Genomic DNA, 26,474 nt, shown 5'->3' on the forward strand with positions numbered 1-26,474 from the left:
TGGGGTACGTGAAGTATGCCCAAGTGATTCTGCTATACAGTCAATAGAAATTATAAAAAAAACGAGTAAATTATATAAAATGGCATTAACTACAGCCATCCCTCAAGATAAAAATGATAGTTTTAGATTAGAGAAAAAAAATGTCCAATTAAAAGTAAAATAACTTACACCTTTATAACATTATTAAATCAGAATTTGCTAAGCCCGAAATTATGTATCCTGCTTCAGGTAAAACCCCGAGCAAAGCTATTCTGTCAAATGATGGACTTCATCTGAGAAGCTAAGAGGCTTATTACATTGATCAAAATTAAAACAGATATAACTTTTGATTTATAAAATTCTGTTTTAATCAAGCACTAAGTAAAAATCATGCTTACGCAAAAATACTCATTGAACCCCATCATCCTTACATTAATGTTGTTTCTCAACAGTAGGCGCTGGTAATGGTGGTGACATTGGATAAGCTGAAGGTTCACCACCTACAATACGAGACAGCGGTAACCATTGTGCGAGAATAGGATTAGTACGGTCAAACAATTTTGCCAACTTAAGCTCTGCTGGCAATAAAAGACTCAGTGAAGGAATGCTTTCAAGTCTAGCTAATGCTCTAAAGCTATCATCTACAGCATCACCAGTATCATTTTTTGCAGCAACAGTAACGATACTGACTTGATGCTCATCTTCATTGAATAACAGCCAAACACTCGACAAATCTAAAGATTGAGCTTTATCACGCAAAGCTGGCCATGCATCTTTAAGTACTTGTTCAAGGTTAGTGTGACTCGTACTAAAGCGCTCAAAACGCACAACGTGATGTGATGTAGCTAATGGTTTTAAATCATGAGCGCCTGCCACACGCCAAATGTATCGCTGTACATTGATAAAAAATGGACGACTCCAAAATTTTACTCCTGGTTCAAACTCTAACTCTTTACTTGTGAAACGCTCATAATCTTTCACATTTTCCCAAGTATCAAACAAATAACGCCCACCAGTCCAAAGTGCACCACTGAATCGGTCAAATCCAAGTGGCATATATTTATGTCTCATACCTGGCCGCACATCCATGCTGCGACGTTCAATCTCCTGCATATTCACTAGATCATGAATGTTTATTTCACTAGCAACGGGGAAATCTGAGGTAAATGCTGCTTCAGCTTTGATAGGTCCTGTTTCGTAATTAAGAATAGTCATCTGAATCTCCTGTATAGATTGTGGAATAGTTTTGAAGAATCAGTATTCAGTTTTTGCTGAAATACTTGTTAAATAAACTTTAACGGAAAATTTTTATTGAAAAAGACATTCGAATTTAATTTACTTATTACATAGTGTAATAAATAAGTAGGAATATTATGTTTCGTCACTACGATGATCTTCAAATCGGTAGCCTTGAACTCTTTTGCCTCACTGTTGAGAAAAAAAGCTTTTCGGCTGCTGCTATAACTGCAGGAATTTCACCTGCTGCAGTGAGCAGAGCGATCTCCCGAATAGAATCTAAATTTGGTGTAAAACTATTTATTAGAACAACGCGTCAATTGAAAATTACTGATGCAGGACAACATTATTATTATTTTTGCAAACAAGCCTTAAACAATCTTTTAGAGGGCGAAATGCAGATTACCGGTGAACAAGAAAACCCTGTTGGTCTACTCAAAATCAGTGTTCCAACGGCTTATGCACATTATCGGCTGCTTCCTAAAATTGCGGATTTTTCGAATAAATTTCCTCAAATCAAATTAGAAATCCATGTGAGCAACCATAATGTAAATTTGGTTACGGATGATTATGACATTGCCATACGAGGAAATGAACTTACGGATTCTGGGTTAATTGCCCGAAAGCTAGAAGATGCTGAATTATGTATTGTTGCAACACCAAATTACCTTAAAAAACATCCAGAACCCTTACATATAGAAGATTTAAAACAACATGAATGTATTCAGTTTGAATTACCCAGTTCTGGAAAACCAGCGCCTTGGACTCTGATGGATGCTGGCAAAAAAATCTTTATAGATGTTCAGGGCAAAATAATTTGCAAAGATGACTACTTATCAACTCTGATCTTGGTAAAATCTGGTGTTGGACTAATGCAAGTTTATCGTTTTACAGTTGAGCAGGAACTCAAAACAGGTGAATTATTAGAGGTTTTAAAGCCCTATAATCAAACGACACGACCTTTTTATTTACTTTATCCAAAGACCAATTATCAGTCTTCAAAACTTAAGGCATTTATAAATTATATGCTTGGGCGTTAATTCCAGGTTCAGAGAGCAGACAAAGGAATTCAAAACATCTCAAATGAACATGCTGCACGTTATTGGTATGTTTGTTAATGAATTTTTATGTTTAATATTCTCAATCAAACACACTTCACCATTTTCAATAAGCTAAACTAAACGCTTTTGAAAAGAATACGATCCTACAACTCTTCCAACATCTTCTTATAAGTTTCCTGCCAATTTTTATGCTTCAACACAAACCCACTCTCTAGCATGTTTGTCGCAAAGACCTGTTTACCACTTTCATTCAAATTCTCAACAATCAATTCAGGCAAAACAAGCCACTTTTGAAACCATAAAATCATTTCATGTAAGGGTATTGGTTGATTATTACTTACAATATAAGACTTCTCAGAATGTTCCACGTGAATCAGATACACCAGAAAATCTGCCAAGTCATCAATATGAATCCGATTTGACCAATGAATATGAGGATAACATTTTGTATTTTCAGCAAGCTTGATCATACGCACAATCGAAGTGCCGTAAATACCCGTAGGTCGTACAATAATATTCTGATCAGGATACGCTGCTTGCCAAAGCTGTTCCATTTTTAACAATAAATGTCCCTGCTCATCATTTGGTTGAATGGCAGAATCATCATTAATTATTTCTCCTGCATTTTCACCATAAACACGAGTTGACGAAACAACAATAATCTTTTGAACAGGGTGTTTTTTTAAGGCCTGGACAATAGGTTGTACGGTATCTACATAGATTTGCTGATACGCTTTAGCAGTGCTTTCACTTGGGCTGAGCAAAATATAAACCCAATCAATCGGTGCAACCTGATCTAAATCCAGGTTTTGTACATCTTGTATCAAATGCTGAGCAAAATCATCAGTTTTCAAAGTTTTGCTAATTGTGGTAATTTGGTGCCCAAGCATAAATAATTGTTTTGCAACACGCTTCGATGTTTTACCATAACCAATAAATAAAATATGCATAGCGTTACCTAGAGCCTGAACAAGTCGAGGAGAAATGGCAGATATCCATCAGCTGAAAGGAGTTGGAAACGCTTCTGCAGCCTTGCTCGAAAAACTGAATATTTTTACGACAGACGATTTGTTGTTCCATCTACCACGGGACTACGAAGATCGTAGCACGATCATCCCCATGAACCAATTGATCGTGGGCAGAAGTTATTTGCTTGAAGGCATTGTCAGATCGATTGATTTCCCTCCAGGTAAACGTAAATCTATGGCTGTTTTACTACAAGATGATTTTGGCAAAGTCACTTTACGCTTTTATCATGTCTATAAGGCACTGACTGATCGAGCCAAAGCAGGCAATCGTTTACGTATTTTCGGTGAAGTTCGTGTAGGTGCCAGAGGGCTTGAGCTATATCACCCTGAAATTCAGCTCATTACTGAACATACACCTTTACCTAAAACTCAACTTACCGCAATTTATCCCAGCACAGATGGCTTAACCCAACCTAAACTTCGTGAATACGTTAAACAGGCATTACAACAATATAGCGATAATTTGCCTGAGATTTTGCCTAAAAAATTTAGCAATGGCTTTGCCCTGAAACAGGCTCTTGAATATATTCATGAGCCCCCTGTCGATGCCAATATGTTGCAACTGGCGCAGGGTTCACACCCTGCACAGCAACGTTTGATTTTTGAAGAGCTCGTCGCACATCAAATCAGCTTGCTGACTCGTCGAGAATATATTCGCCAGATCAGTGCACCTGCATTTAAGCCGAGTAAAAAATTTGCCAAACAGTTACTTGAAAGCTTGCCATTTAAAATGACAGGTGCACAAAAACGTGTATCCAAAGAAATTGCGGATGATCTTAAACAAAACAAACCGATGTTGCGTCTAGTTCAAGGCGATGTAGGCGCAGGGAAAACACTGGTTGCAGGGATTGCCGCATGTCATGCCTTAGAAGAGGGCTGGCAAGTTGCACTGATGGCACCGACTGAAATTCTGGCAGAGCAACACTATTTAAATTTCAAGAAATGGTTTGAACCACTGGGACTTAACGTATCCTGGCTCTCAGGGAAACAAAAAGGTAAGGCACGTGAAAAGCAGGAACAAATCATCAAAGATGGTACAGCCAATCTAATCGTGGGGACGCATGCTCTATTTCAAGACAATGTAGAGTTTTCAAAGCTCGGCTTAGTGATTATTGATGAACAGCACCGTTTTGGGGTTGACCAACGTCTAGCCTTAAGAAACAAAGGAGTTGATAGTACAACACCACATCAATTGGTCATGACAGCAACACCTATCCCAAGAACACTTGCCATGAGCGCTTATGGAGACTTGGATACATCTGTCATTGACGAACTACCACCTGGGCGAACCCCGATTCAGACCGTCACTATTCCACTTGATCGTCGCGAGGAAGTACTACAGCGCATTGCAACTAACTGTGCTGAAGGTAAACAAGCCTATTGGGTATGTACCTTGGTCGAACAGTCCGAAACACTGGATGCTCAAGCAGCTGAAGCAACTTATCAGGAAATCAGAGAACGTTTTCCTCATCTCAATATTGGTCTGGTTCATGGCAAGATGAAAGCCGATGAAAAACAGGCTGTCATGCAACAGTTCAAAGACAATGAGCTACAATTACTCATTGCAACAACTGTAATTGAAGTTGGAGTTGATGTCCCTAATGCATCGATCATGGTCATTGAAAATGCGGAACGTCTGGGGCTTTCTCAACTGCACCAACTGCGTGGTCGTGTAGGACGAGGAGCAAAAGCCAGTTTTTGTGCCCTACTCTATAAAGCTCCACTTTCACAAAATGGACAAGAACGTCTACGCATCATGCGTGAAACCAATGATGGATTTGTTATCGCAGAAAAGGATCTGGAAATACGTGGACCAGGTGAGTTACTTGGTACCAAACAAACAGGTGATATGGGGTTTCGTGTTGCCAAACTGGAACGAGATGACCATTTACTCAGTCAGGCACATCATGTCGCTGGGCAGATATTAAAAGATTACCCAGAAAATGTAGAACCACTTTTAAAACGCTGGCTGCCAGAAGCTCCGAGATATGCGTTTGTTTAATATAAAAAAATAAATTAGCGCTTAAAATAAAAAACTGTGGCATGGATGCTACGCATTTCCCAGTATTACTGGGAGGTAATGTCTGGGAAATAATGGCTTTGCCTACTTTGTCTAAAAACAAAGCAGGAGAAAATTGCCTACGTAACAATAATATAAAGTTTGTATGATCAGCTTGGCTATGCAACTTTTCAGATTTTAGTTTTTCATTTGATAAAGAGAAAACTATGCTTAAATTTATTGGGGAAGTCCTGCAAACAGGAATGCGAAAAATCAGCACCTGCCAACTTTGTGGCGTTGATTTACAACAAAATCATTCACTTTGTCTCGACTGTTGGCAAAATCTGCCTTGGTACAGACAAAGCATTGAACGCCATGAACATAAAATCATGGTGGCATGTCATTATCGGTTCCCTATAGATCGTGTCATTCAAAAATATAAATATGAAAACCAGTTACACTATCAGACACTTCTTGCACATTGCCTGCTCAATATCAGACTCCCGAAAGTACAGGCCATTGTCCCAATGCCAATTTCCAGAGAAAGACTGATTGAACGGGGCTACAACCAAATGTTGGTTATAGCCAAAATCCTTTCAAGGCAATTGCATGTTCCTATTTGGCAACCTGTTATCCGTTCCGCACAACATTCACAAAAAGGTTTATCCCGTATCGAGCGTCTGGAGAACATCGAACAGCAATTTCAAATCAATAAAACAGAAATAAACAAATACAAGAAAGTGTTAATTCTAGATGATGTTGTCACAACTGGTAGTTCCATTCATGCGCTTACCCAAACTTTAGAAAACTTGGGCTGTACACAAATCTATGCTGCATGTATCGCAGCAGGTGCGATCAAACTCAAATAGCCAGATATTTTTTACACCAAGGAATCACAATACTTTTCGTCAGTGGTGCAAGTTTTGTTTGGTGATCATCCAGATCAATCCATTTCATTTCAGCAATTTCTGCATCGATCTTTGGAGATTGATCCAGTTTTACCTGATAGACATAACTCACCAAGAGATGATCCGCTTCATTTGCTGCTGGTGTTTCAAACCGGCCTATGAATTTTTCAATATTGGCATGTGAACCGATCTCTTCATGAATTTCCCGAAGCATTGTCGTTTCTGGAGATTCGTCTGGTTCAAGTTTCCCGCCAACTTGCATGAAAAACTCAGTATTTCTTTTACGAACCAGTAAAAGTTGTTTTTGCTCATTTAAAATGACAGCAGCTGAAACAGTGATGATCTTCATTGTCCCATCAATTCCTTACGATCTATTGCTCCCCATTTTGCTTCTGGAGCATGATAGTTTTCAAAAATTTCTAAAATTTTCTCAATAGAATCGGACTCAATGAGAGAATCTGTAAAACGTGATTTAGTAAAACCCTTATCTGTAGTCAACTGGATAAATTTAAATAAATCATCATAAAAACCTTCTACATTTAAAAATGCGCAAGGCTTTAAATGGATTCCAAGCTGAGACCACGTCCACTGCTCAAAAATTTCATCCAGAGTTCCAGCTCCACCAGGAAGTGCGATAAAGCCCTCAGAAAAATCAGCCATCTTGGTCTTACGTTCATGCATATCTTTTACTATATACAACTCGGTTAGATGTGGGTGAGCCAATTCACGGTCAACTAAACCTTGAGGGATTACGCCAATGACTTTTCCGCCAGCAGCTAAGGCACTATCCGCAACCAGTCCCATTAATCCTGAACGACCACCACCATAAACCACGGTCTTGCCTTGTTTGGCGATAGTTTCACCAGTTAAGCGAGCAATTTGTGCAAAAATTGGATCAGTTCCTAAAGCCGAACCACAGAAAATTGCTATAGAATTCATATAAATCAAACCTTGTTGTGATTTTGTCATGTATTGCAACTAGACTACGAAAAAGTTTTTTTTTGCAAAAGAGCGATGTAATCAGTGTTTTTAGTTGAATCCTTGTCTAAAATACACCCATCAAATTAACCCTACTGCGCAAGGGAGAAAAGACAGTATGCTTGAAGCCTTTTACGCCACAGAGCGCGGTAGCCTAGAAGATGCCACCATAAATGGTGGTTTCGATCTACATCCTGAACTTGTATGGATCGATCTTATTGCACCATCTCAGGAAGAGCAACAGTGGGTATTAGACGCTTATCAACAGAATTTACCGACCTTAAAGTCTTTGGAAGACATTTCATCTTCTGCCCGATTTTACCGTGATGATGATGGCATTTTACATATCAGCACTTACTTTTTAACGAAAAATAAAAACTATCAACTTGATGGTGACCCTGAAGATACTGCCAATATGTTGGCAACAGTTCAGACTGTCGCATTTATTTTGCATAAAGAACGCCTATTTACCATGCGCGGTGAAAAACTGGTTGCTTTTCGTGCTTTCCGTGCTCGAGCTCGTCGTAATGACTACGATATTGATTATAAAGATCCAACATGGATTCTATTGGGTTTGCTTGAAGCAAAGCTCGATGAGCTTGCGGATATCCTGGAAGATATCCACAAGGATCTTGAAAAGTATTCCACAGAGGTACTGAATAACCGTCACCGTGAACAGATTTTAGACCTAGATGACATGATTACCCGCCTCGCTCAACAAGAAGACATGCTCGGAAAAGCTCAACTCTGTTTAATTGACTTGCGTCGGGTACTAACTTTCCTTTCGCGTCCTCGAGCTTTAGGCAGTCATATCTTTGATGCAGATATCCGAGAACTCAGTGAAGACGTCCGCTCACTGGTTGAACATGACGCATTTTTATTCCAGAAAGTACGGTTCTTGCTTGATACTACATCAGGATTTATTAACACCGAACAAAATGACACGATCCGTCGATTCTCGATTTTACCAAGTATGCTGGCACCTCCTATGTTGATCGCCAGTATTTATGGGATGAACACTGAAATATTACCTTTTGCACACGGTCATTGGAGTTTTTATGTGGTTATCACTATTTTAATTGCTTTCTTTATCGGTCCACTCATTTACTTTAGATGGAAGAAATGGATTTAACTCTGATTTTAAAAACCAAGCATCAATGCTTGGTTTTTTCTTAAAAAATATTATCTTTATAATTCAATAAATTAAAACTAACATAAAAAATGATCATATTATGATCATTTCTATGCTATCTTATTGAAATCTGAAGTATCCATTTGAGTTTTTTCGAGTTCACCATCGTGTAGATGGTTTAGAAGACATCTTCCTCAACTGTTTCAGGAGCAAATATGTTCACCATCGTGTAGATGGTTTAGAAGAATACGCGGAGATTGAACAGGTGCGACAACATGTTCACCATCGTGTAGATGGTTTAGAAGTGCCAGTAATAATTTTCATTACTTAACTGTAAGTTCACCATCGTGTAGATGGTTTAGAAGACGAATTTCATTGATTGTAATACCCGCTTTATGTTCACCATCGTGTAGATGGTTTAGAAGAACCAGGGAGGTCTAATGGGTCTATCATGGCAGTTCACCATCGTGTAGATGGTTTAGAAGATGTGGAGAATGACAGGAAATGGCGATTGCTAGTTCACCATCGTGTAGATGGTTTAGAAGAATAGATCCAATCTTGTTATCAAGATCCTTGAGTTCACCATCGTGTAGATGGTTTAGAAGCCCCAATAGCAATCGCCATTTCCTGTCATTCTGTTCACCATCGTGTAGATGGTTTAGAAGACAGAGCAGACAAACGCCATCTATGGCTGATTGTTCACCATCGTGTAGATGGTTTAGAAGATCTTGAGCAGTACGAGCATGATTAATGCCAAGTTCACCATCGTGTAGATGGTTTAGAAGATGAACCGCCGTTTAAATGCCCGCAATCATTAGTTCACCATCGTGTAGATGGTTTAGAAGTTAATTATGAATGTAGGGCATTGATTATCCCCGTTCACCATCGTGTAGATGGTTTAGAAGACCGCCACCGATTTCACCACCAGAGGATAAGCGTTCACCATCGTGTAGATGGTTTAGAAGAACAAATTACCTCACAAGAAGAAGTCGCGTACGTTCACCATCGTGTAGATGGTTTAGAAGATCTTGATATAGTTTGCTGACTTACTCCAATCGTTCACCATCGTGTAGATGGTTTAGAAGCAAATGATACGCTTGTAATTAAAACAGTAGCAGTTCACCATCGTGTAGATGGTTTAGAAGAATCCGAAGATCGAAATGGAAACGGCTTTGCTAGTTCACCATCGTGTAGATGGTTTAGAAGAAATCGAAAAAGATGCTTATGATAATGGCTTTGTTCACCATCGTGTAGATGGTTTAGAAGATTATCCAGTAAAATCCATTTGAAAAATCAGAGTTCACCATCGTGTAGATGGTTTAGAAGATGTACTTGTCCATAATCAATATCCTGCTTTTGTTCACCATCGTGTAGATGGTTTAGAAGTGAATACTGTTTATCCACACCACGCATGAACTGTTCACCATCGTGTAGATGGTTTAGAAGTGCGAGGTGAGCATGAATAAGCATATTCAAACGTTCACCATCGTGTAGATGGTTTAGAAGCAAGATCCTGGACATTGGAAGGTGAAGTTAAGAGTTCACCATCGTGTAGATGGTTTAGAAGAGAAGCGCGTTCTGCCATAGGTGCGCCAGCCTGTTCACCATCGTGTAGATGGTTTAGAAGAATAGTTATGGTCACCATCAAAATATAATGGCGTTCACCATCGTGTAGATGGTTTAGAAGTCTATGTTTCGGTTTAGTCATAATATCAAATAGTTCACCATCGTGTAGATGGTTTAGAAGACGCATGAACTCATTTGCCATGATGTACTGGAGTTCACCATCGTGTAGATGGTTTAGAAGACTCGGAGCATTATCTCTAATCTCTTGCTCAGGTTCACCATCGTGTAGATGGTTTAGAAGAAAAACTGCAAAAGGCGTTGAAGCACTATCACGTTCACCATCGTGTAGATGGTTTAGAAGATTATTTTGAAGATGATATTAAACCTCTTTAATGTTCACCATCGTGTAGATGGTTTAGAAGTAGTAGACGGCGCTTGGTCTGACGTATCTAAAGTTCACCATCGTGTAGATGGTTTAGAAGTCTAAAGATCCTGTGATTTCTGCTTCTGTAGCGTTCACCATCGTGTAGATGGTTTAGAAGAAAGTGTACGCGTAGACCAAGCCCGGGGGCTCGTTCACCATCGTGTAGATGGTTTAGAAGATTATGTTAATCACTATCATTTCTCTCATTTCGTTCACCATCGTGTAGATGGTTTAGAAGCTATGGCTATAGATAATAGCACTGTTACGAGAGTTCACCATCGTGTAGATGGTTTAGAAGCATCGAGATAGATATATAGATTTACCCGATTTCGTTCACCATCGTGTAGATGGTTTAGAAGCTTCAAAAAAAAGCCCGATATGTGTAGCAGATCGTTCACCATCGTGTAGATGGTTTAGAAGTGAAACAGGGATTGCTAGATTTTTGAATAAAAGTTCACCATCGTGTAGATGGTTTAGAAGAAATACCCTCGCTTTCAGCATATGCATTCTTAGTTCACCATCGTGTAGATGGTTTAGAAGGAGCACGTGCTTCAAAGAACCTCGGGGCACCCGTTCACCATCGTGTAGATGGTTTAGAAGACGGTAAGATTTACGAAATGTCTGCTTCGAAGGTTCACCATCGTGTAGATGGTTTAGAAGGATCGAAGACTTTTTAGATGACGAGCCATCAAGTTCACCATCGTGTAGATGGTTTAGAAGTTTTGCTCCAGTTGGACTAATTGCACCAGCATGTTCACCATCGTGTAGATGGTTTAGAAGTTGGCTCCCCCGGTAGTTTCCGCATTCTGCGAGTTCACCATCGTGTAGATAGTTTAGAAGGCGTTCGTCCATTTGGAATACATACCCCCCATGTTCACCATCGTGTAGATGGTTTAGAAGCAGCTCGGCCAATATCTTGAATATGCTTAACCGTTCACCATCGTGTAGATGGTTTTAAAATTTAATAGGGGAAAAATAATGATACAACAAATTTTAGCTAATATACGAAATGATCTTAATCTCCTTGGAGATGAGACTGTCCGTAAAACATCTCAAAGATTTTTTAAAAAAGATCAAAAAGTGAACTTTTATGGCATAAAAAATGCCGATGTAAAAAAAATCATTAAGAAATATAAAAAACCAGTGCTAATCCTATCGAAAAAACAGATATTGGAACTGTGTGAATCTTTACTAAAAACAAACTATATTGAAGAAGCTGGTATTGCATTTGCATTTACTGAGATGATTGGCGAGCAATTTGAACCATCAGATATTAACCTTTTTGAAAATTGGATTAATTTATATATAAACAATTGGGCTACTTGCGATACGTTATGTAACCATACGATTGGAAATTTTATCATCCAGTATCCTGAACTTATATCAGAACTCAAAAAGTGGACAAATTCATCAAACCGCTGGATGAAACGCGCTGCTGCTGTTTCCCTTATTATTCCAGCTCGCAATGGATTATTTTTAAATGATATTTTTGAAATAGCAAATTCTCTCATAAACGATTCAGATGATATGGTTCAGAAGGGTTATGGCTGGATGTTAAAAGCTGCGAGTCAAGCTCATCCAAATGAAGTATTTTTATACGTTCTATCTAAAAAAGAAATTATGCCTCGAACCGCATATCGTTATGCAATTGAAAAACTCCCGAAGGAACAAAAAGAAATCGCTATGCGAAAATAAATAAAATTTGAATATAAAAAACCGAATTAATTGATTAATTCGGTTGTATAAAAGATCAGGCTTTTTTAGTATATATTCGAAACATATTAGATCAGTTCTAAATCATGTTCTAAATGGCAAGATTGAATGATTTTCATCATTTTTTCAGGAATATTTCTGAACACTAATCCCTGTTTATTTGGTGTATGTCTCAACCATTGCACAAAGACTGCAAGTGTCACTGTACTACCATGTTCGAGTTTAGCCAAATCAACAGTGATCGGAAAATTCTTTTCATTTTGAATGATTTTCAAACCATTTAAAAAATAGTTTTCAGCATTATCAAAATCTATTTTCCCAGAAACTTTCAATTCCTGATTATTAAATTCAATCACTCTACACCTACCGACTTATTTCTTTTGGTTTACAGCAGCATCCGCATCTGGTTTAAATGTTGCAATTGCTTTATCAATATTGCCACCATTACGTTTTACGTTTGCAGCAAACTGATTACGGAATTGTAAACCTAGATCAATACCTGATACGTTGATATTACGTACTTTCCACTGACTACCGTTATCCGCCAATTGGAAAGATACAGGGATCTTTTCACCATTGTTATTAAAATCAATAGTTACGACAGGAAACTTGCTACCTGTTTCTTTGTAAGGACGCATCACGTAAGTTTGATTTGTATATTTCGCAAATGCTGAACCGTAGTTTTCGATTAGAGTTGCACGGAAATTTTTCTCAAATTGAGCACGTTGAGCAGCAGTACTGTTTTGATTGCTTGCATAAGTTCCCATTACGATACGAGTAAATGCTTGAGCATCCACATACGGATCCAGATTCTTACGAACAATCGCACTGACAGCAGCTTTATTATTTTGCAATTGTGCATGATTTGCTTTTAGACTCGAAATCAGACCATCAGCTACACGCTTAACAAATGCTGGTGGAGTTTCTGAAGGTGCTGCAAATACTGTACCTGCAATCATGGTAGATAAAACACTTGCTGTAAGCGTTTGTTTCAACAATACATTCATTCTCAATAACTCCTCTAATGCTTATTCGGTGAATGAAGTTTCAGCATCAGTAGTTTCTGTTGATGCAGATGATGCATCTTTCGAACCTACTGAGCCATCTGATGTTGATTTCCCTGCACCACCAGTAATAAATTTAGTAATTAAGTCTTCAAGATCCATCGTACCTTGAGTATTTCCTATACTCTCGCCACGTTTCAGATAATTTAAGCCGCCACCTGGAACAATTTTTAAGTATTTCTCACCTAATAAACCGTTTGTTGCAACCATTATGTAAGCATCTTCATCAATATTTGTGATGGATTTCATGTTACTGATTAGTTTCTGTTCCATTTCTTTTTGTTGCGCAGGCGCAGCAGACTGGTAATCAGAACTATAACGTAAATCTTCTAATGCATTTTTCTGCACAGTTTTTAACTGTTCGGCATTGAAAGTTGTTAATCTACCATCCAGATCAAAATTGACTTTGGCAAGACGGGTTACAGGGTCAAGTGTTATATTTTCCACACGACCAATGGTTACACCACTCATAGTCACTTTTGCACGCGGTTTTAAACCATTCACATTATCGAAAGTAGCATTCATGCTATAACTATCTTTCATGTTCGTGCCAACCAGACCACTGACTTTCATGGCCAAGAAAAATAAAGCCACACCGAAGATAATGACAAATATACCTACGGCCAACTCACTAGTACGTGATTTCATTAAACTCCTCCGAACATGACCGCAGTCAACACGAAATCAAAACCTAAGACACAAAGTGATGAATACACGACTGTGCGTGTCGTAGATGTCGCGATACCTTCTGATGTAGGTTCACAGGCATAACCCTGATAAACCGCAATCCAAGTACAAATTAAAGCAAATACAATACTTTTGATAATGGTGCCATTGAAAATATCATGTCCAAAACGGACAGAATTTTGCATACCGCTCCAGAAAGAACCGTCATCAGCACCTAAAAAGTCTACCCCTACCATTTTTCCACCGACAATACCGATAGCGGCAAAAATCACGGAAAGCATAGGCAAACTAAAAATTCCTGCCCAAAGTCTTGGGGAAACAACTCGTTTTAATGGATCAACACCAATCATTTCCATACTGGAAAGTTGTTCTGTTGCTTTCATCAAACCTATTTCAGCCGTTAGTGCAGAACCTGCACGACCTGCAAAAAGTAAAGCTGCAACTACTGGTGCAAGCTCACGTAACAGTGTTAGAGCTATCGCAGTCCCTAGCATGGATTCACTACCAAAAGTGACCAGAATGTTATACATTTGCAGACCGAGGACAGCACCAATAAACAGACCAGAAACAGCAATGATCAAAAGTGATAACACACCAACCCGATACATCTGGTAAATAAAAAGCTTTACCCCAATCCAGGTTGGCATTGAGCATAAAATCTGCAGCAACATAATTGTAGCCACACCAATGCCCTTAACACGTTCAATAACGCGTCTACCTAGCAAGGCAATAGCATTCATGAACGTACCTCGCTATCTAAATAAGCTTGATGACTAAACTGATAATCCACAGGACCCTCAGCTGCGCCTGTTAAGAACTGTTGAACAAATGGTGAAGCATGTGCTTTGATATCTGCTGGTGAACCTTCACCCTGTATTTTCCCTTCTGCGACAACATAAATGTAATCGGCGATAGATAAAGTCTCATCAACATCATGAGAAACAATAATCGTGGTTAAATCCAGAGCCTCTCGTAAAGACCGAATTAAACGGGTCAAAACGCCCATCACAATCGGATCTTGTCCTGCAAATGGTTCATCATACATGATCAGATCTGGATCCAGTGCGATCGCTCTTGCTAAAGCAACCCGACGATTCATACCACCTGATAGCTCAGATGGCATCAGGTTTTCTGCACCACGAAGACCAACAGATTCAAGTTTTAAAGCAACCAATTCAGCAATGATATTTTCTGGTAACTTGGTGTGTGCCCGTATTGGGAACGCAACATTCTCATAAACAGACATATCAGTGAATAACGCACCGCTTTGAAACAACATTCCCATACGGGCACGCGCAGCAAAAAGCTCTGCACGAGACATATCGACAATATTCTTGCCATCCAGTAAAACCTCACCCTGATCTGGAGTCAATTGACCACCAATCAGTCTTAATAGAGTTGTTTTACCTGTCCCTGACGGTCCCATAATTGCTGTTATTTGTCCACGACGAATTTTCAAACTTATGTTGTCATAAATGATGCGTTCCCCTCGATTAAAGCTCAAGTTCTTGACTTCAATGAGTTCTTGAGTATTTTGAGGAGACGAATTATTCATAGCTGAACATTTTCCTGAGTTTATCAGCGTGCATACTATATCTGATTAGATCAAACTTTGTCACAATTTAAAATGAGTCACTTGAAACACAGTGTTCTATTTTATCATTTTTATAAATTTGACCTGAATTGTAACATTGATTTGAATATTTTTTTATTAATAATGCCTATTTGCATCAATAACAAAAAAAATCTACGCAATTGAATTCACAACAAAATATGCAACATTGAGTACCAGCAACACTAAAAACATAAAAGGCAGTATTTGAAACACTGGCTCTGTTCTTACTTTGTTGTTGGCATATTTTCTATTCATCACTGTTAATTGGAATATTATAACGTGACCCATTATACATTTAGCAATAACTATTAAAAATACCCTGCAATAAAAAAAGCCTGTGAGAACACAGGCTTTTTTTTGAGGTATTTTGCGTCTTAGTCGTTAAATTTACGACGACGTTCACCATCTTCACGGCGTGGACGATCTGAATTGAATTCACGACGTGGGCGATCTTCTCCACCAAATGAACGTTTAGGACGATCACCAAAACCACCTTCACGGCGTGGGCGATCTTCACTAAATGAGCGCTTAGGACGATCACCAAAACCGCCTTCACGGCGTGGTTTGTAATCTACGCGGTTACCACGGTTGTCATCATTTGAGTCAAAACGCGGTTTATCGTTGAAACCACCTTCACGACGCGGACGATCTGAGTTGAACTCACGACGTGGACGATCTTCTCCACCAAATGAACGTTGTGGACGATCCCCGAAGCCACCTTCACGGCGTGGGCGATCTGAATTAAACTCGCGACGTGGGCGATCTTCTCCACCAAACGAACGTTTAGGACGGTCTTCAAAACCACCTTCACGGCGTGGACGATCTGAATTGAATTCGCGACGTGGACGATCTTCTCCACCAAACGAACGTTCACCACGTGGTTTGTCATCAAAACGACGACGCTCGCCATCATGTCCACCTTCACGGCGTTTAAAGTTGCTTTCACCTTCAAAACGGCGTCCGCCACCGAAACCACCACGACCGCGACCACCATCACGACGTCCGCCATTACCGCGACCGCCATCACGACCACCACGTCCAGAACGTGCAGGAGGTGGAGATGGTTCTAAGCCTTCGATTTCAGAAACATTTAAACGTGTTTCCAAATAGTCTTCCAAAGCACGGATTTTACCGCGTTCACGATAAGTCGCCAAAGTGATTGCTTTACCAGTTCGACCTGCACGACCTGTACGACCAATACGGTGTACATAATCTTCATGTTTCATCGGTAAACCAAAGTTAATCACGTGAGAAATTGTTGGGACATCAAGACCACGTGCGGCAACGTCAGTTGCAACTAAAATTTTTGCACGACCTTCACGGATGCTACGTAAACGACGGTTACGAACCGTTTGCGGCATTGCACCGTGTAGTGCAACAACAGAATGACCCGCTTCTGAAAGTTCTTCAGCAAGCATATCTGTATCTTCTTGAGTGCTTGCAAATACAACAGCCTGGTCAACATCTTCTTCATTTAACCAATGGCTAAGCAATTTTTTCTTGTGCTCAAAACCATCTGTCCAATGTAAAGTTTGTGTAATATCAGTATTTGTAGAATGACCAGTTTCAATTGCGATACGCTCTGGATCATTCATCATACGTTCTGCAAGGCTAATAATACGATCAGCAAAAGTTGCAGAGAACATTAATGTTTGTGTACGGTTTGCAGCCAGGTCACTGATTGCTTCCAGATCTTCTGAGAAACCAAGATCCAGCATACGGTCTGCTTCATCAACGATCAAAGCATTAACTTTATCAAGTTTGATTTGACGACGATTCACAAGATCAAGCAAACGACCTGGAGTCGCAACAACAACCTGTGCACCTTTTAATTGTTGAATCTGTTTACCAAAAGGCATACCACCCATAATAGCGGCGATACGTACACCTTTCATATGACGTACCAATGCAATCGCATCCTGACTCACTTGCTGAGCCAATTCACGTGTTGGGCAAAGTACCAAAATACTTGGCTGGGTTACAGCTTTCATACGTTCTTTAAATGGTACGAAAGTATCCTGACCAGTTAAAGCATTTAGAGTTGGGAGTAAAAATGCAGCAGTTTTACCAGAACCTGTTTGGCTCGAAACAAGAAGGTCTTTACCTTCTAAAGCTGCTGGAATCGCTTGTTCTTGTACAGGTGTAGGGCTCGTAAAACCAAGGCTTTCAAGAGCTTTTTGAAGCGACTCGTGTAAAGGAAATTCAGCAAAAGTTTTGCTCATAGAGATTTTCACCCTCAACTGGGGTGCTCCATTAAAATATAGTCAGATGGACATCGGCAAAAAGCGGTACAGCAATATACGCTGAAAACTAGATAATTCAGCGGCGATCCGAGTAACGACGATGTGATATAACGCACGCATGATTACGGGCTTAACCTGAATGAATCGCTTAAGCGATTGGGGCGCGAGATATCGTCCTCTCTTTGGACCGCACGCGCATACACAATGATAAGAAGAGAATGTTCAGGTAATGAACGGAAATTAAGTGCGTGCGCGGATTATAGCAGAATTTTTAATAATGTCATTAGGTATTATTGTTTTTTTCTTTTAATTGGATTTAAAACTCATTTAATCCAATTTAAATCCATTTTTTGTAATTCCACCACAGAACCAATGAAACCAGATTAAGCTCCATCATACATTCGATAAATCCTATACTTCGCCTGCTCAGCAAGCTCCTTATGATCAGAGTATGTAAATTCTTCTATTAAATTTATAGCTTCTGGTGTGCCTATTTCTTGTAATACCCAAAGGCATTTTTTGTAATAGCAGGAATCTTCCAGACTCGCTAAATATACCAATTTAGGCTTTAAAAAAATTGCTTGTTTTATATAAGAAATAGCATGAGGATCTTTTCTCATCTGAAGATCCCAAATAATTTCCCCATGTCCATCATGCTCTAATAACAATAATCTTTCACATTGCTCTTGAGTTGTTTTAGAACCATCTATTTTAAGATATGGATTTTCCTGTTTTAATTTTCAGATAACCACTTAATACTAAATAACTTTTTTTTATCCAGTAAATCCCCCCTTATTTTCTCTCGATAAACTCTGTTTAGTTATATGCTATCGTCATATCGTGTAATCCCAGATATTTAAAATTACGATTATATATTACTAAGTTTGATCACATTCCTTTAAAAAAAGCTCCCAACCAGTGAGAGCTTTTTAAACCTAATCTACAAATTCAAAGTAAAACTTATTTTGCAGCTTCACCCCAGGCTGGAACAACTGCTTGCATCAATGGTTTCAACATTTTCATAGAACAGGCCAATACCTGACCATTATCCATAGAATCTGAACCACCACGTGCATCTACAACAGTACCACCCGCTTCTTTAACGATTAACTCACCTGCTGCGATATCCCAAGGTTTTAAACCCAGTTCAAAATAACCATCAAAACGACCTGCTGCAACATAAGCCAAATCCAGAGCAGCGGAACCACCACGACGGTATTGTGCACCAGCTTCAGTTACGTTAAGCAATGATTCAAAATGATTTTTTGCATAAGAAATCACTTCACCATTACGCTTTGCACGATAAGCATGACCAACAGCCAGGAAAGTATTTTCCAGACTATCCTTAACATTTACACGGATACGGCGCTGATTCATCATGGCACCACGACCACGACTAGCAGAGAACAACTCATCTTTCACAGGGTCATAAATAACACCGTGCTGAGTCACACCTTTATGTTGAACTGCAATAGAAACACAGAAATGAGGGAAACCATTAATAAAGTTTAAAGTACCATCAAGAGGATCAATCACCCAACACCAATCAGCATCGTGACCTTTACCCTCTTGCATACCAAACTCTTCACCAAGAAAGCTATGGTTTTTATAACTTTTGCGTAAGGTATCAATGGTTAACTGTTCGATATAACGATCGACACGAGTTACAGGACCATCAATCCCTTTTTCTTCGACTTGTAGATCAAGTTTATGACGATTTTGATGCGCTTTTAAAAGCTCTTGACCAACTAATTGAGCCGCACGCGCAGCCATCACCACCATAGGTTCCATTGAACACCCACTACAAATTTGAAGATACTGATAAAGAATAATGCATAAAAGCGCAGACATTTTAACAAATGAAAGCGCTTTTAGGGGAAAAATGTTTCTAAAATTTTAAAAATACTGTGAAAACATCACTCAAACATGTTGAATAAGCTTTAACCAAGCCTTTTCAATTGATTTTTGAATACCTGTTTCATCCAAACCGCAAGCTTGTAACATCTGGGCATGTGTCGCTTGATGCATAAAGCTATCAGGCAGACCTAAATTCAAAACAGGTTTAACAATTTGTGCATGAGCCAAGAATTCATTCACAGCACTACCTGCACCTGCCATAACAGCATGCTCTTCAACCGTCACAAAAATACTGGTGTGGTCTGCAAAATCACGAATGATTTGTTCATCAAGTGGCTTAACATAACGCATGTTAATAACACGAACTCCAACATCATGTTGTTCTGCCAGATTTTTTGCAGCTGTAATTGAGGTACTTACCCGACTACCAAAAGCAAGAATGCTAATTTGTTCATCATGGCCAGGATTATATTCAGCAACAAGTTCAGCTTTACCGATTTCCAGTACAGTAAGCTCCTGTTTAATTTCTACACCTAAGCCATTACCACGTGGATAACGTACAGCAGCAGGACCATTATACAGATATGCTGTATGTAGCATTTGACGGCACTCATTTTCATCTTTCGGTGCCATGATCACGATATTTGGTACTGTACGCATATACGCATAGTCATATGCTCCTGCATGCGTTGGCCCATCTTCACCAACCAGACCAGCACGATCAATGCCAAAAGTCACATCCAGATTTTGTAAAGCAACATCATGGATAAGCTGATCATATCCGCGTTGCAAGAATGTCGAGTAAATTGCAACTACCGGTTTTAAACCTTCACATGCCATACCTGCAGCGAGAGTAACAGCATGTTGTTCTGCAATAGCAACATCAAAGAAACGTGCTGGATATTGTTTTGCAAATTGAACCATACCCGAACCTTCGCACATCGCTGGAGTAATTGCGAGTAGGCGTTTATCCTGAGCAGCTTCGTCACAGAGCCATTGCCCAAAAACATCGGAATATTTAGGTGCTGTAACCTTGTTCGAAGGTGAAGCCGTAATTTTTGAAATAGCGTGATATTTGATTGGATCAGCTTCTGCAGGAGCAAAACCTTTACCTTTTTTAGTATAAACGTGGATTAAACGTGGACCTTTACGTTTTTTAAGTGCATTAAAAACCTGTACAAGCTGATCTAGATCATGACCATCAAATGGGCCAAAATAATCAAAACCTATCGCTTTAAACAGATTATCAGCGGCATCAGTTGCCGATGCATGTAAACGTGAATTATAGCTCCATTCAGGATGATCCTGAATAAATGCCTTTCCCTGATCATCAATATTGACTGATTGTCCTTTTTCCCAAATCGCAGCCAAATGCCTAGCAAATCCACCTGTACTGCATGAAATAGACATATCGTTGTCATTTAACACGACCATCAAATCTGCATCATGAGCAACGGCATCATTCATGGCTTCAAAAGCCATACCTGCTGTCATTGCACCATCACCTACGATACATACGACTTCACAAGGATCATTCTGATAATGGCGAGCCAAAGCCATGCCTAAACCAGCAGAAATTGCTGTAGATGAATGACCTACACCAAAAGTATCGAATTCAGATTCTTCACGTGCAGGAAAAGCAGCTAACCCATCTTTAGCACGAATCGTTGTTAATGATTCACGACGACCGGTCAGGGCTTTATGTGGATAAGACTGATGACCGACATCCCATACCAGACGATCTCTAGGTGTATTAAAGCAGTAATGCAAAGCAACTGTAAGTTCGATGACACCAAGATTTGCACCAAAATGCCCACCACTTTGACCTGCGGCATATAGAATATACTGACGTAATTCATCCGCAACAGTTGCCAATTGACTTTGCTCTAATTCACGTAATTGTTGAGGATGATCAATTTTATCCAACAATGGTGTAACAGGACGTTGACTTGGTATTTCGGTATACAACATATGTGGCAAAGCCTTCTAAAGCCTGGCAAATCCTAAGCTAGGTAAAACAGGTTAACGATCGTAAGATCGCATCATATCACATTCAATCAGCCACACTTATAATGAAGCTTTCATCAAATAAAGCTCAGATACGTTTGTGTTCTATAGTTTAACTTCCCTAATTATCCTGAATAATCCTGGTCATTATCAACTATTATTGTGTGCTTTGTGAAAAAAAGAAAAACTTCTGCTAAAAAATCACACTTTACAATTCTACCAATGTCCAAGCATTACGCTATACTTTAGCTAATTTCTAAACGATAAATGGATGAACCTGTGCCAATAGAATTTGTTGCTACCTCTAAATTACCCACAGCTTTTGGTGACTTTAAAATCACAGTCTTTCAAGACCCAAAAACAGGTGAAGAACATGTGGCACTTTCTAAAGGATTAGACACTGCACCAACGGGAGCTGTTCTGGTGCGTATTCACTCAGAATGCTTGACTGGTGATGCTTTTGGTTCATTAAAATGTGATTGTGGTCCCCAGCTACATTCAACCATGGAGTTGATTAACACTGAGGGACAAGGGGTTATTTTATACTTGCGTCAGGAAGGGCGTGGTATCGGTTTGACCAATAAAATTCGTGCCTACGCATTGCAGGATCAAGGGCATGATACCGTTGATGCAAACTTGCTACTCAACTTGCCTGCCGATGCCAGACAATATGATATGTGCAGCATCATGCTCGATCATTTACAAGTCAAAGCAGTCAAACTGATCACTAATAATCCTTTAAAAATTAAAGCACTGACTGATTTGGGCATAAATGTAGTGGATAGAGTCCCACTCACTGTGGGTCTTAATCCTTATAATGAAGATTATTTAAAGACCAAACATGAACGTATGTCACATATGTACCAAAAAGATGACTTTTAAGTCATCTTTTTCTTATAACAACTCCTGATCATGAGTCTAAATTAAATCGTCATCGAAAAAATTTGTGTATCAGGTTCTTTACGTTTCAATCGCAAATCAAACGCCATACAAATATTTCTGACAAACGGCTTACCCTTTTCAGTAATGGAAATCTGTTGTTTCCCCACTTCCAATAACCCGTCTTTTTGCATTTCCTGTAATTGAATTAATAAATCAGGAATCTCAGAAAAATACATGTGAGTGTCAGCCCAGGATGTAGTAAAAGTACACATCAGATTGAGGATATGCTGACGAATTATCAGGTCTTCCCCAGTCAATACATGACCTTTAAATACGGGAATCTCATTATTTTCCAAACGGGCATAATAATCTTCCAGAGTTTTCTCATTCTGGGCAAAGGCATACCAGCTATCACTAATAGATGAGAGTCCCAAACCGATCATAACTTTGGTTTTAGAGGCGGTATACCCCATAAAGTTACGATGTAAAGTACCTTCTACAAAAGACTGGTACATACCATCCTTTTCCAGCGCAAAATGATCCATTCCGATTTCATGATAACCATTTGCTAGAAGCTTTTTTTTACCTTCTTCATATAATGTTCTTTTGACGTTATCTTTTGGCACATCATGATCTTTAAAGCCTCGCTGCCCATTTCCCTTAATCCACGGTACATGTGCATAACTATAAAATGCTAAGCGATCTGGAGCTAACACATTGGTCTGGTCAATTGTATTAAGTACGTCTTCAAGTTCTTGAAATGGCAGCCCGAAGACCAAATCATGAGAAACAGATTCATAACCAATCTCTCTTGCCCACTCGGTTACATTTTTAACATTTTCAAAAGGCTGTATGCGGTGAATCGCTTTTTGAACTTTTAGATTATAATCCTGAACCCCAAAACTTACTCGCCTAAAACCCAAATCATACAAGACTTGTAAATGCTCTTTTGTCGTATTATTAGGATGACCTTCAAAGCTAAATTCATGCCCATCAGCAATATTGGATTTAGCTAAAATACCCTGAATCAGTTCAGTCAAATGTTCAACAGAGAAGAAGGTCGGCGTTCCCCCACCTAGATGTATCTCTTTGATATTTGGCCGTTCAGAAAGCAATTGACAATATAAATCCCATTCTTTTAGCACTGCCTGAATATAAGGTTGTTCTAACTCGTGACGTTTGGTTACACGTTTATGGCAACCACAAAAAGTGCATAAGCTTTCACAAAATGGTAAATGAATATAGAGACTGATTCCCTCATTCGCATTAGATTCAGTAAAAGCACGTTGCAAGCTTTGCTGCCATGCTTGAATAGAAAATGTATGGCTTTCCCAATATGGAACTGTAGGATAGCTGGTGTAGCGTGGTCCAGGAACATTATATTTTTGAACTAAAGAAATACCCATACCCAATAAAACTCTAAACAATGCTGTTGACCACAACATGACATTAAAAAATAAATAAAATTCGTAAAACTATAATTACTCAGGTTATTGTGATTCTTTCCTCAGAACATTTCAAGAAATGATCTATGAATTCGATTTAAATCAATTTTACCAAAGGAATGGGCATAGTTCATAAGGAGTTCAAAACAAAACACTTTAATGCTTCAAACTAACATTAATATACGATTATATAGGTAGGTAACTATAGAAATAAACTTTGTCTATCTGTGAACGATTCAACATTAGCCTCATAAATATCCCTTAAATTTTTTATTATTTTATGCTTTGATGTAAGTAGTTTTTATTTTCCCTAAGAGGGTCATCATGCAGAATAATATTTCAGCTGATATTCAACGTGTTCGTGATTTTCTCCTTGATTTACAGTCGCGTATTTGTGACAGCCTAGAACAACAAGAACTTGCAGGGGGCGGTACAGCCAAATTTGAAATAGATGATTGGGAGCGTCCAGAAGGTGGTGGTGGACGATCTCGAGTCTTACAAAATGGGACTGTCATTGAAAAAGGTGGGGTAATGTTTTCTCACATCCAGATTAGTAAGCTACCACCCACAGCAACAGCAAGGCATCCCGAAATTGCCAACTGCAAGGCACAGGCTCTTGGCGTTTCATTGGTGATCCACCCTAAAAATCCTCATGTACCTACCTCACATGCCAATGTACGTTTATTCGTTGCAGAACCAGAAGGACAAGATCCCGTCTGGTGGTTTGGTGGAGGTTTTGATTTAACACCTTACTATGCTAACGATGAAGATATTTTGACCTGGCATCAGAAAGCACATGATTTATGCCAACCTTTTGGTACTGATGTTTACCCTGAAATGAAGCAATGGTGTGATGATTATTTTTATTTAAAACACCGGGATGAACAACGTGGTGTTGGAGGATTATTTTTTGATGATCTGAATCGCTGGGATTTTGACACCTGTTTTAAATTCATTCAGTCTGTTGGTAACGGTTATCTTGATGCCATTATTCCAATATTTGAACGTAACCAGAACAAGGCATATAGTGAGGCTGAGCGTGAATTTCAGCTTTATCGCCGAGGACGGTATGTAGAGTTTAATATTATTTATGACCGTGGCACTATTTTTGGATTACAGTCAGGTGGGCGTATCGAATCGATTCTGGTCAGCTTACCAAACCTTGTTTCCTGGTCATACCGTGCAGAATGGCCAGAAGGTTCACGGGAAAAACGTCTGACAGATTATTATCTAAAACCTCACGACTGGTTAACAGAACTTTAATATCAATGAATTACAATCAGACCATCCTCTAGTAAAAGGGTGGTTTTTTTGATGGTTAAATTTACTAACAATTAATGATCATTATTTACGCAAAGATGCATACTTTTACTAAGGAAGAGACTACACTATATTGCATCTCATAGTTTGAATTCTTATTTACTATATTGTATGCAGACACTCGCCAGTAAGCTATGAGTTTTGATTCATTTAGTTAAGAGTAAAATTATGTTTAAATTATTNAGAAATTACAAAGTCTTATGCTTCTTCGGCATTCTGGCAGCAATGTTATGTTCCATCTCAGTCACTCTCGCTTTTGATGATACTATTTCTGATAGCGTATCTATCATTTTTAGTGTTCTGTCCGGAATTGCACTGTTAATTGTTATAGCTGCACTTTTTGTTGATGCAATTGAGGCTATTTGTAATCCCTAAAACTCATCCCATACTTTCATCATTCTTCAATTTTGATCCTTCTTCAAAGTTTGTGGTTTTCTCTCTCGCCTCTCAATCACCAATTTATTTTTGCAGTCTGTAAAAATTGACGTATATTGATGCCATTTCAATATCTGAGTTATGTTGTCATGCGCAATCAATTCGCCGTTATTGGTCATCCTATCGAACAGTCTCGCTCGCCTGAACTACATCATGCATTTGCCCAAAAAACAGGAATTGATCTAAATTACGTAAAGCGTTTTGCTGAACTTGATGAGTTTGAACAAAGTGTCTCAGAGTTTTTCACGCAAGGTGGAAAAGGGATGAATGTCACTGTCCCTTTTAAAGAGCGTGCTTATGCCATGTGCCAGGTGCTTACTGAGCGTGCAAAAATTGCTAAGGCTGTCAACACGCTCTGGATGCATGAGGGGCAGCTATATGGTGATAACACCGATGGTCAAGGATTGGTTGAAGCTATCCAAGCTCTAGATTGGCAATTGAAAAACAGCTCTGTCCTGATTATTGGTGCAGGTGGTGCAACACGTGGCGTGATCTATCCTTTGTCAAAAGCTGGAGTACGTAAAATTGTCATTGCAAATCGCACTCTGTCTCGTGCCGAACAGCTGGTAAAAGATTTAAAACCAGCGATCCCTCAATCAGAGCTTACTGCCATGCAACTTGAGGATTTATCTGGGGATTTTGATTTTGTAATCAATGCAACGTCAGCAAGCTTAACAGGTGATGCTTTGCTCTTACCTGAAACCTTAAATTTTAAATATGCGTATGAAATGGCGTATGGCAAACCATCAAGCTTCTTAGAGCAGGCAAAAGCCCGCGGTGTTGAAACATCTGAAGGTTATGGAATGCTGGTCGGGCAAGCCATAGAGTCTTTCTCTATCTGGAATGGCGTTAAACCTGACCTTAAAGATTTTCTTTAAAATCTAGTAATAGAAGA

Annotated in this window: 22 protein-coding genes and 1 CRISPR repeat array; of the genes, 8 read left to right on the plus strand and 14 right to left on the minus strand. The window is 39.2% G+C overall.

Going from position 1 to position 26,474, the window contains the following annotated elements:
• Nucleotides 1-411: 411 nt before the first annotated feature.
• A complete protein-coding gene (locus KPC_RS01930; RefSeq protein WP_121972747.1) occupies nt 412-1,194 on the minus strand; it encodes a hypothetical protein in 783 nt (260 codons plus the stop codon).
• Between the two features lie 158 nt (nt 1,195-1,352).
• Here KPC_RS01930 and KPC_RS01935 point away from each other — a divergent pair, with 158 nt between their 5' ends.
• The gene (locus KPC_RS01935; RefSeq protein WP_121972748.1) at nt 1,353-2,255 is read left to right on the plus strand and encodes a LysR family transcriptional regulator; all 903 of its coding nucleotides are present in this window, start codon (nt 1,353-1,355) and stop codon (nt 2,253-2,255) included.
• Between the two features lie 164 nt (nt 2,256-2,419).
• Here the strand turns inward: KPC_RS01935 and KPC_RS01940 are convergent, their stop codons facing one another.
• Nucleotides 2,420-3,226, minus strand: a complete 807-nt coding sequence (locus KPC_RS01940) for an NAD-dependent epimerase/dehydratase family protein (RefSeq protein WP_121972749.1) — start codon at nt 3,224-3,226, stop codon at nt 2,420-2,422.
• 34 nt (nt 3,227-3,260) lie between these two features.
• Between KPC_RS01940 and recG the strand changes: the two genes are divergently transcribed.
• Both recG and KPC_RS01950 read left to right on the plus strand, forming a co-directional pair.
• Complete coding sequence (gene recG / locus KPC_RS01945) at nt 3,261-5,306, plus strand: ATP-dependent DNA helicase RecG (RefSeq protein WP_121972750.1); 2,046 nt, start codon at nt 3,261-3,263, stop codon at nt 5,304-5,306.
• 224 nt (nt 5,307-5,530) lie between these two features.
• The gene (locus tag KPC_RS01950) at nt 5,531-6,172 is read left to right on the plus strand and encodes a ComF family protein (protein ID WP_121972751.1); all 642 of its coding nucleotides are present in this window, start codon (nt 5,531-5,533) and stop codon (nt 6,170-6,172) included.
• On the opposite strand, the gene KPC_RS01955 is transcribed toward KPC_RS01950, so the two are convergent.
• Together KPC_RS01955 and KPC_RS01960 are read right to left on the minus strand one after the other, a co-directional pair.
• The gene (locus KPC_RS01955) at nt 6,165-6,560 is read right to left on the minus strand and encodes an NUDIX hydrolase (RefSeq protein WP_121972752.1); all 396 of its coding nucleotides are present in this window, start codon (nt 6,558-6,560) and stop codon (nt 6,165-6,167) included. The two genes, KPC_RS01950 and KPC_RS01955, sit on opposite strands and share 8 nt — an antisense overlap.
• Entirely contained in the window at nt 6,557-7,150 is a 594-nt protein-coding gene (locus KPC_RS01960) for an LOG family protein (RefSeq protein ID WP_121972776.1), read from the minus strand. Before KPC_RS01960 ends, KPC_RS01955 begins: the two co-directional genes overlap by 4 nt.
• 157 nt (nt 7,151-7,307) lie before the next feature.
• Between KPC_RS01960 and KPC_RS01965 the strand changes: the two genes are divergently transcribed.
• Both KPC_RS01965 and KPC_RS01970 read left to right on the plus strand, forming a co-directional pair.
• Complete coding sequence (locus KPC_RS01965; RefSeq protein ID WP_121972753.1) at nt 7,308-8,321, plus strand: magnesium and cobalt transport protein CorA; 1,014 nt, start codon at nt 7,308-7,310, stop codon at nt 8,319-8,321.
• A 157-nt stretch (nt 8,322-8,478) separates the two neighbouring features.
• Nucleotides 8,479-11,271: a CRISPR direct-repeat array (repeat unit 28 nt; unit sequence GTTCACCATCGTGTAGATGGTTTAGAAG).
• 18 nt (nt 11,272-11,289) lie between these two features.
• Nucleotides 11,290-12,006: a DNA alkylation repair protein gene (locus KPC_RS01970; RefSeq protein WP_121972754.1), complete on the plus strand. Its 717-nt coding sequence runs from the start codon at nt 11,290-11,292 to the stop codon at nt 12,004-12,006.
• A gap of 86 nt (nt 12,007-12,092) precedes the next feature.
• Here KPC_RS01970 and KPC_RS01975 read toward each other — a convergent pair whose 3' ends face one another.
• From KPC_RS01975 to dxs, 9 genes are all read right to left on the minus strand, one after another.
• Nucleotides 12,093-12,380, minus strand: a complete 288-nt coding sequence (locus KPC_RS01975; RefSeq protein WP_121972755.1) for an STAS domain-containing protein — start codon at nt 12,378-12,380, stop codon at nt 12,093-12,095.
• 15 nt (nt 12,381-12,395) lie between these two features.
• Nucleotides 12,396-13,031 (minus strand): MlaC/ttg2D family ABC transporter substrate-binding protein, encoded by a 636-nt coding sequence (locus KPC_RS01980; RefSeq protein ID WP_121972756.1) that lies wholly within the window; start codon nt 13,029-13,031, stop codon nt 12,396-12,398.
• Between the two features lie 21 nt (nt 13,032-13,052).
• Entirely contained in the window at nt 13,053-13,736 is a 684-nt protein-coding gene (gene mlaD / locus KPC_RS01985; protein WP_121972757.1) for an outer membrane lipid asymmetry maintenance protein MlaD, read from the minus strand.
• Entirely contained in the window at nt 13,736-14,515 is a 780-nt protein-coding gene (gene mlaE, locus KPC_RS01990; protein WP_121972758.1) for a lipid asymmetry maintenance ABC transporter permease subunit MlaE, read from the minus strand. Before mlaE ends, mlaD begins: the two co-directional genes overlap by 1 nt.
• The gene (locus KPC_RS01995; protein WP_121972759.1) at nt 14,512-15,330 is read right to left on the minus strand and encodes an ABC transporter ATP-binding protein; all 819 of its coding nucleotides are present in this window, start codon (nt 15,328-15,330) and stop codon (nt 14,512-14,514) included. The genes mlaE and KPC_RS01995 overlap by 4 nt, the downstream gene beginning before the upstream one ends.
• 434 nt (nt 15,331-15,764) lie before the next feature.
• Complete coding sequence (locus KPC_RS02000) at nt 15,765-17,612, minus strand: DEAD/DEAH box helicase (RefSeq protein ID WP_121972760.1); 1,848 nt, start codon at nt 17,610-17,612, stop codon at nt 15,765-15,767.
• 404 nt (nt 17,613-18,016) lie between these two features.
• Entirely contained in the window at nt 18,017-18,253 is a 237-nt protein-coding gene (locus KPC_RS02005) for a hypothetical protein (RefSeq protein ID WP_146196615.1), read from the minus strand.
• 340 nt (nt 18,254-18,593) lie between these two features.
• Nucleotides 18,594-19,424 (minus strand): inositol monophosphatase family protein, encoded by an 831-nt coding sequence (locus KPC_RS02010; RefSeq protein ID WP_121972762.1) that lies wholly within the window; start codon nt 19,422-19,424, stop codon nt 18,594-18,596.
• A 129-nt stretch (nt 19,425-19,553) separates the two neighbouring features.
• Nucleotides 19,554-21,461, minus strand: a complete 1,908-nt coding sequence (dxs, locus tag KPC_RS02015) for a 1-deoxy-D-xylulose-5-phosphate synthase (protein ID WP_121972763.1) — start codon at nt 21,459-21,461, stop codon at nt 19,554-19,556.
• 315 nt (nt 21,462-21,776) lie between these two features.
• On the opposite strand from dxs, the gene ribA reads away from it, so the two are divergent.
• Nucleotides 21,777-22,379 carry a GTP cyclohydrolase II gene (gene ribA, locus KPC_RS02020; protein ID WP_121972777.1) on the plus strand — a complete coding sequence of 201 codons (603 nt, stop codon included), beginning with the start codon at nt 21,777-21,779 and terminating at the stop codon, nt 22,377-22,379.
• 41 nt (nt 22,380-22,420) lie between these two features.
• On the opposite strand, the gene hemN is transcribed toward ribA, so the two are convergent.
• A complete protein-coding gene (gene hemN, locus KPC_RS02025; RefSeq protein ID WP_121972764.1) occupies nt 22,421-23,785 on the minus strand; it encodes an oxygen-independent coproporphyrinogen III oxidase in 1,365 nt (454 codons plus the stop codon).
• A gap of 363 nt (nt 23,786-24,148) precedes the next feature.
• Between hemN and hemF the strand changes: the two genes are divergently transcribed.
• Nucleotides 24,149-25,087 (plus strand): oxygen-dependent coproporphyrinogen oxidase, encoded by a 939-nt coding sequence (gene hemF, locus KPC_RS02030; protein ID WP_121972765.1) that lies wholly within the window; start codon nt 24,149-24,151, stop codon nt 25,085-25,087.
• Nucleotides 25,088-25,668: 581 nt separating this feature from the next.
• A complete protein-coding gene (gene aroE, locus KPC_RS02040; RefSeq protein WP_121972778.1) occupies nt 25,669-26,457 on the plus strand; it encodes a shikimate dehydrogenase in 789 nt (262 codons plus the stop codon).
• The last annotated feature ends 17 nt before the right edge of the window (nt 26,458-26,474 follow it).

The sequence above is a fragment of the Acinetobacter stercoris genome, from assembly GCF_900323515.1.
In the GTDB taxonomy this organism is placed as follows: Bacteria; Pseudomonadota; Gammaproteobacteria; order Pseudomonadales; family Moraxellaceae; genus Acinetobacter; species Acinetobacter stercoris.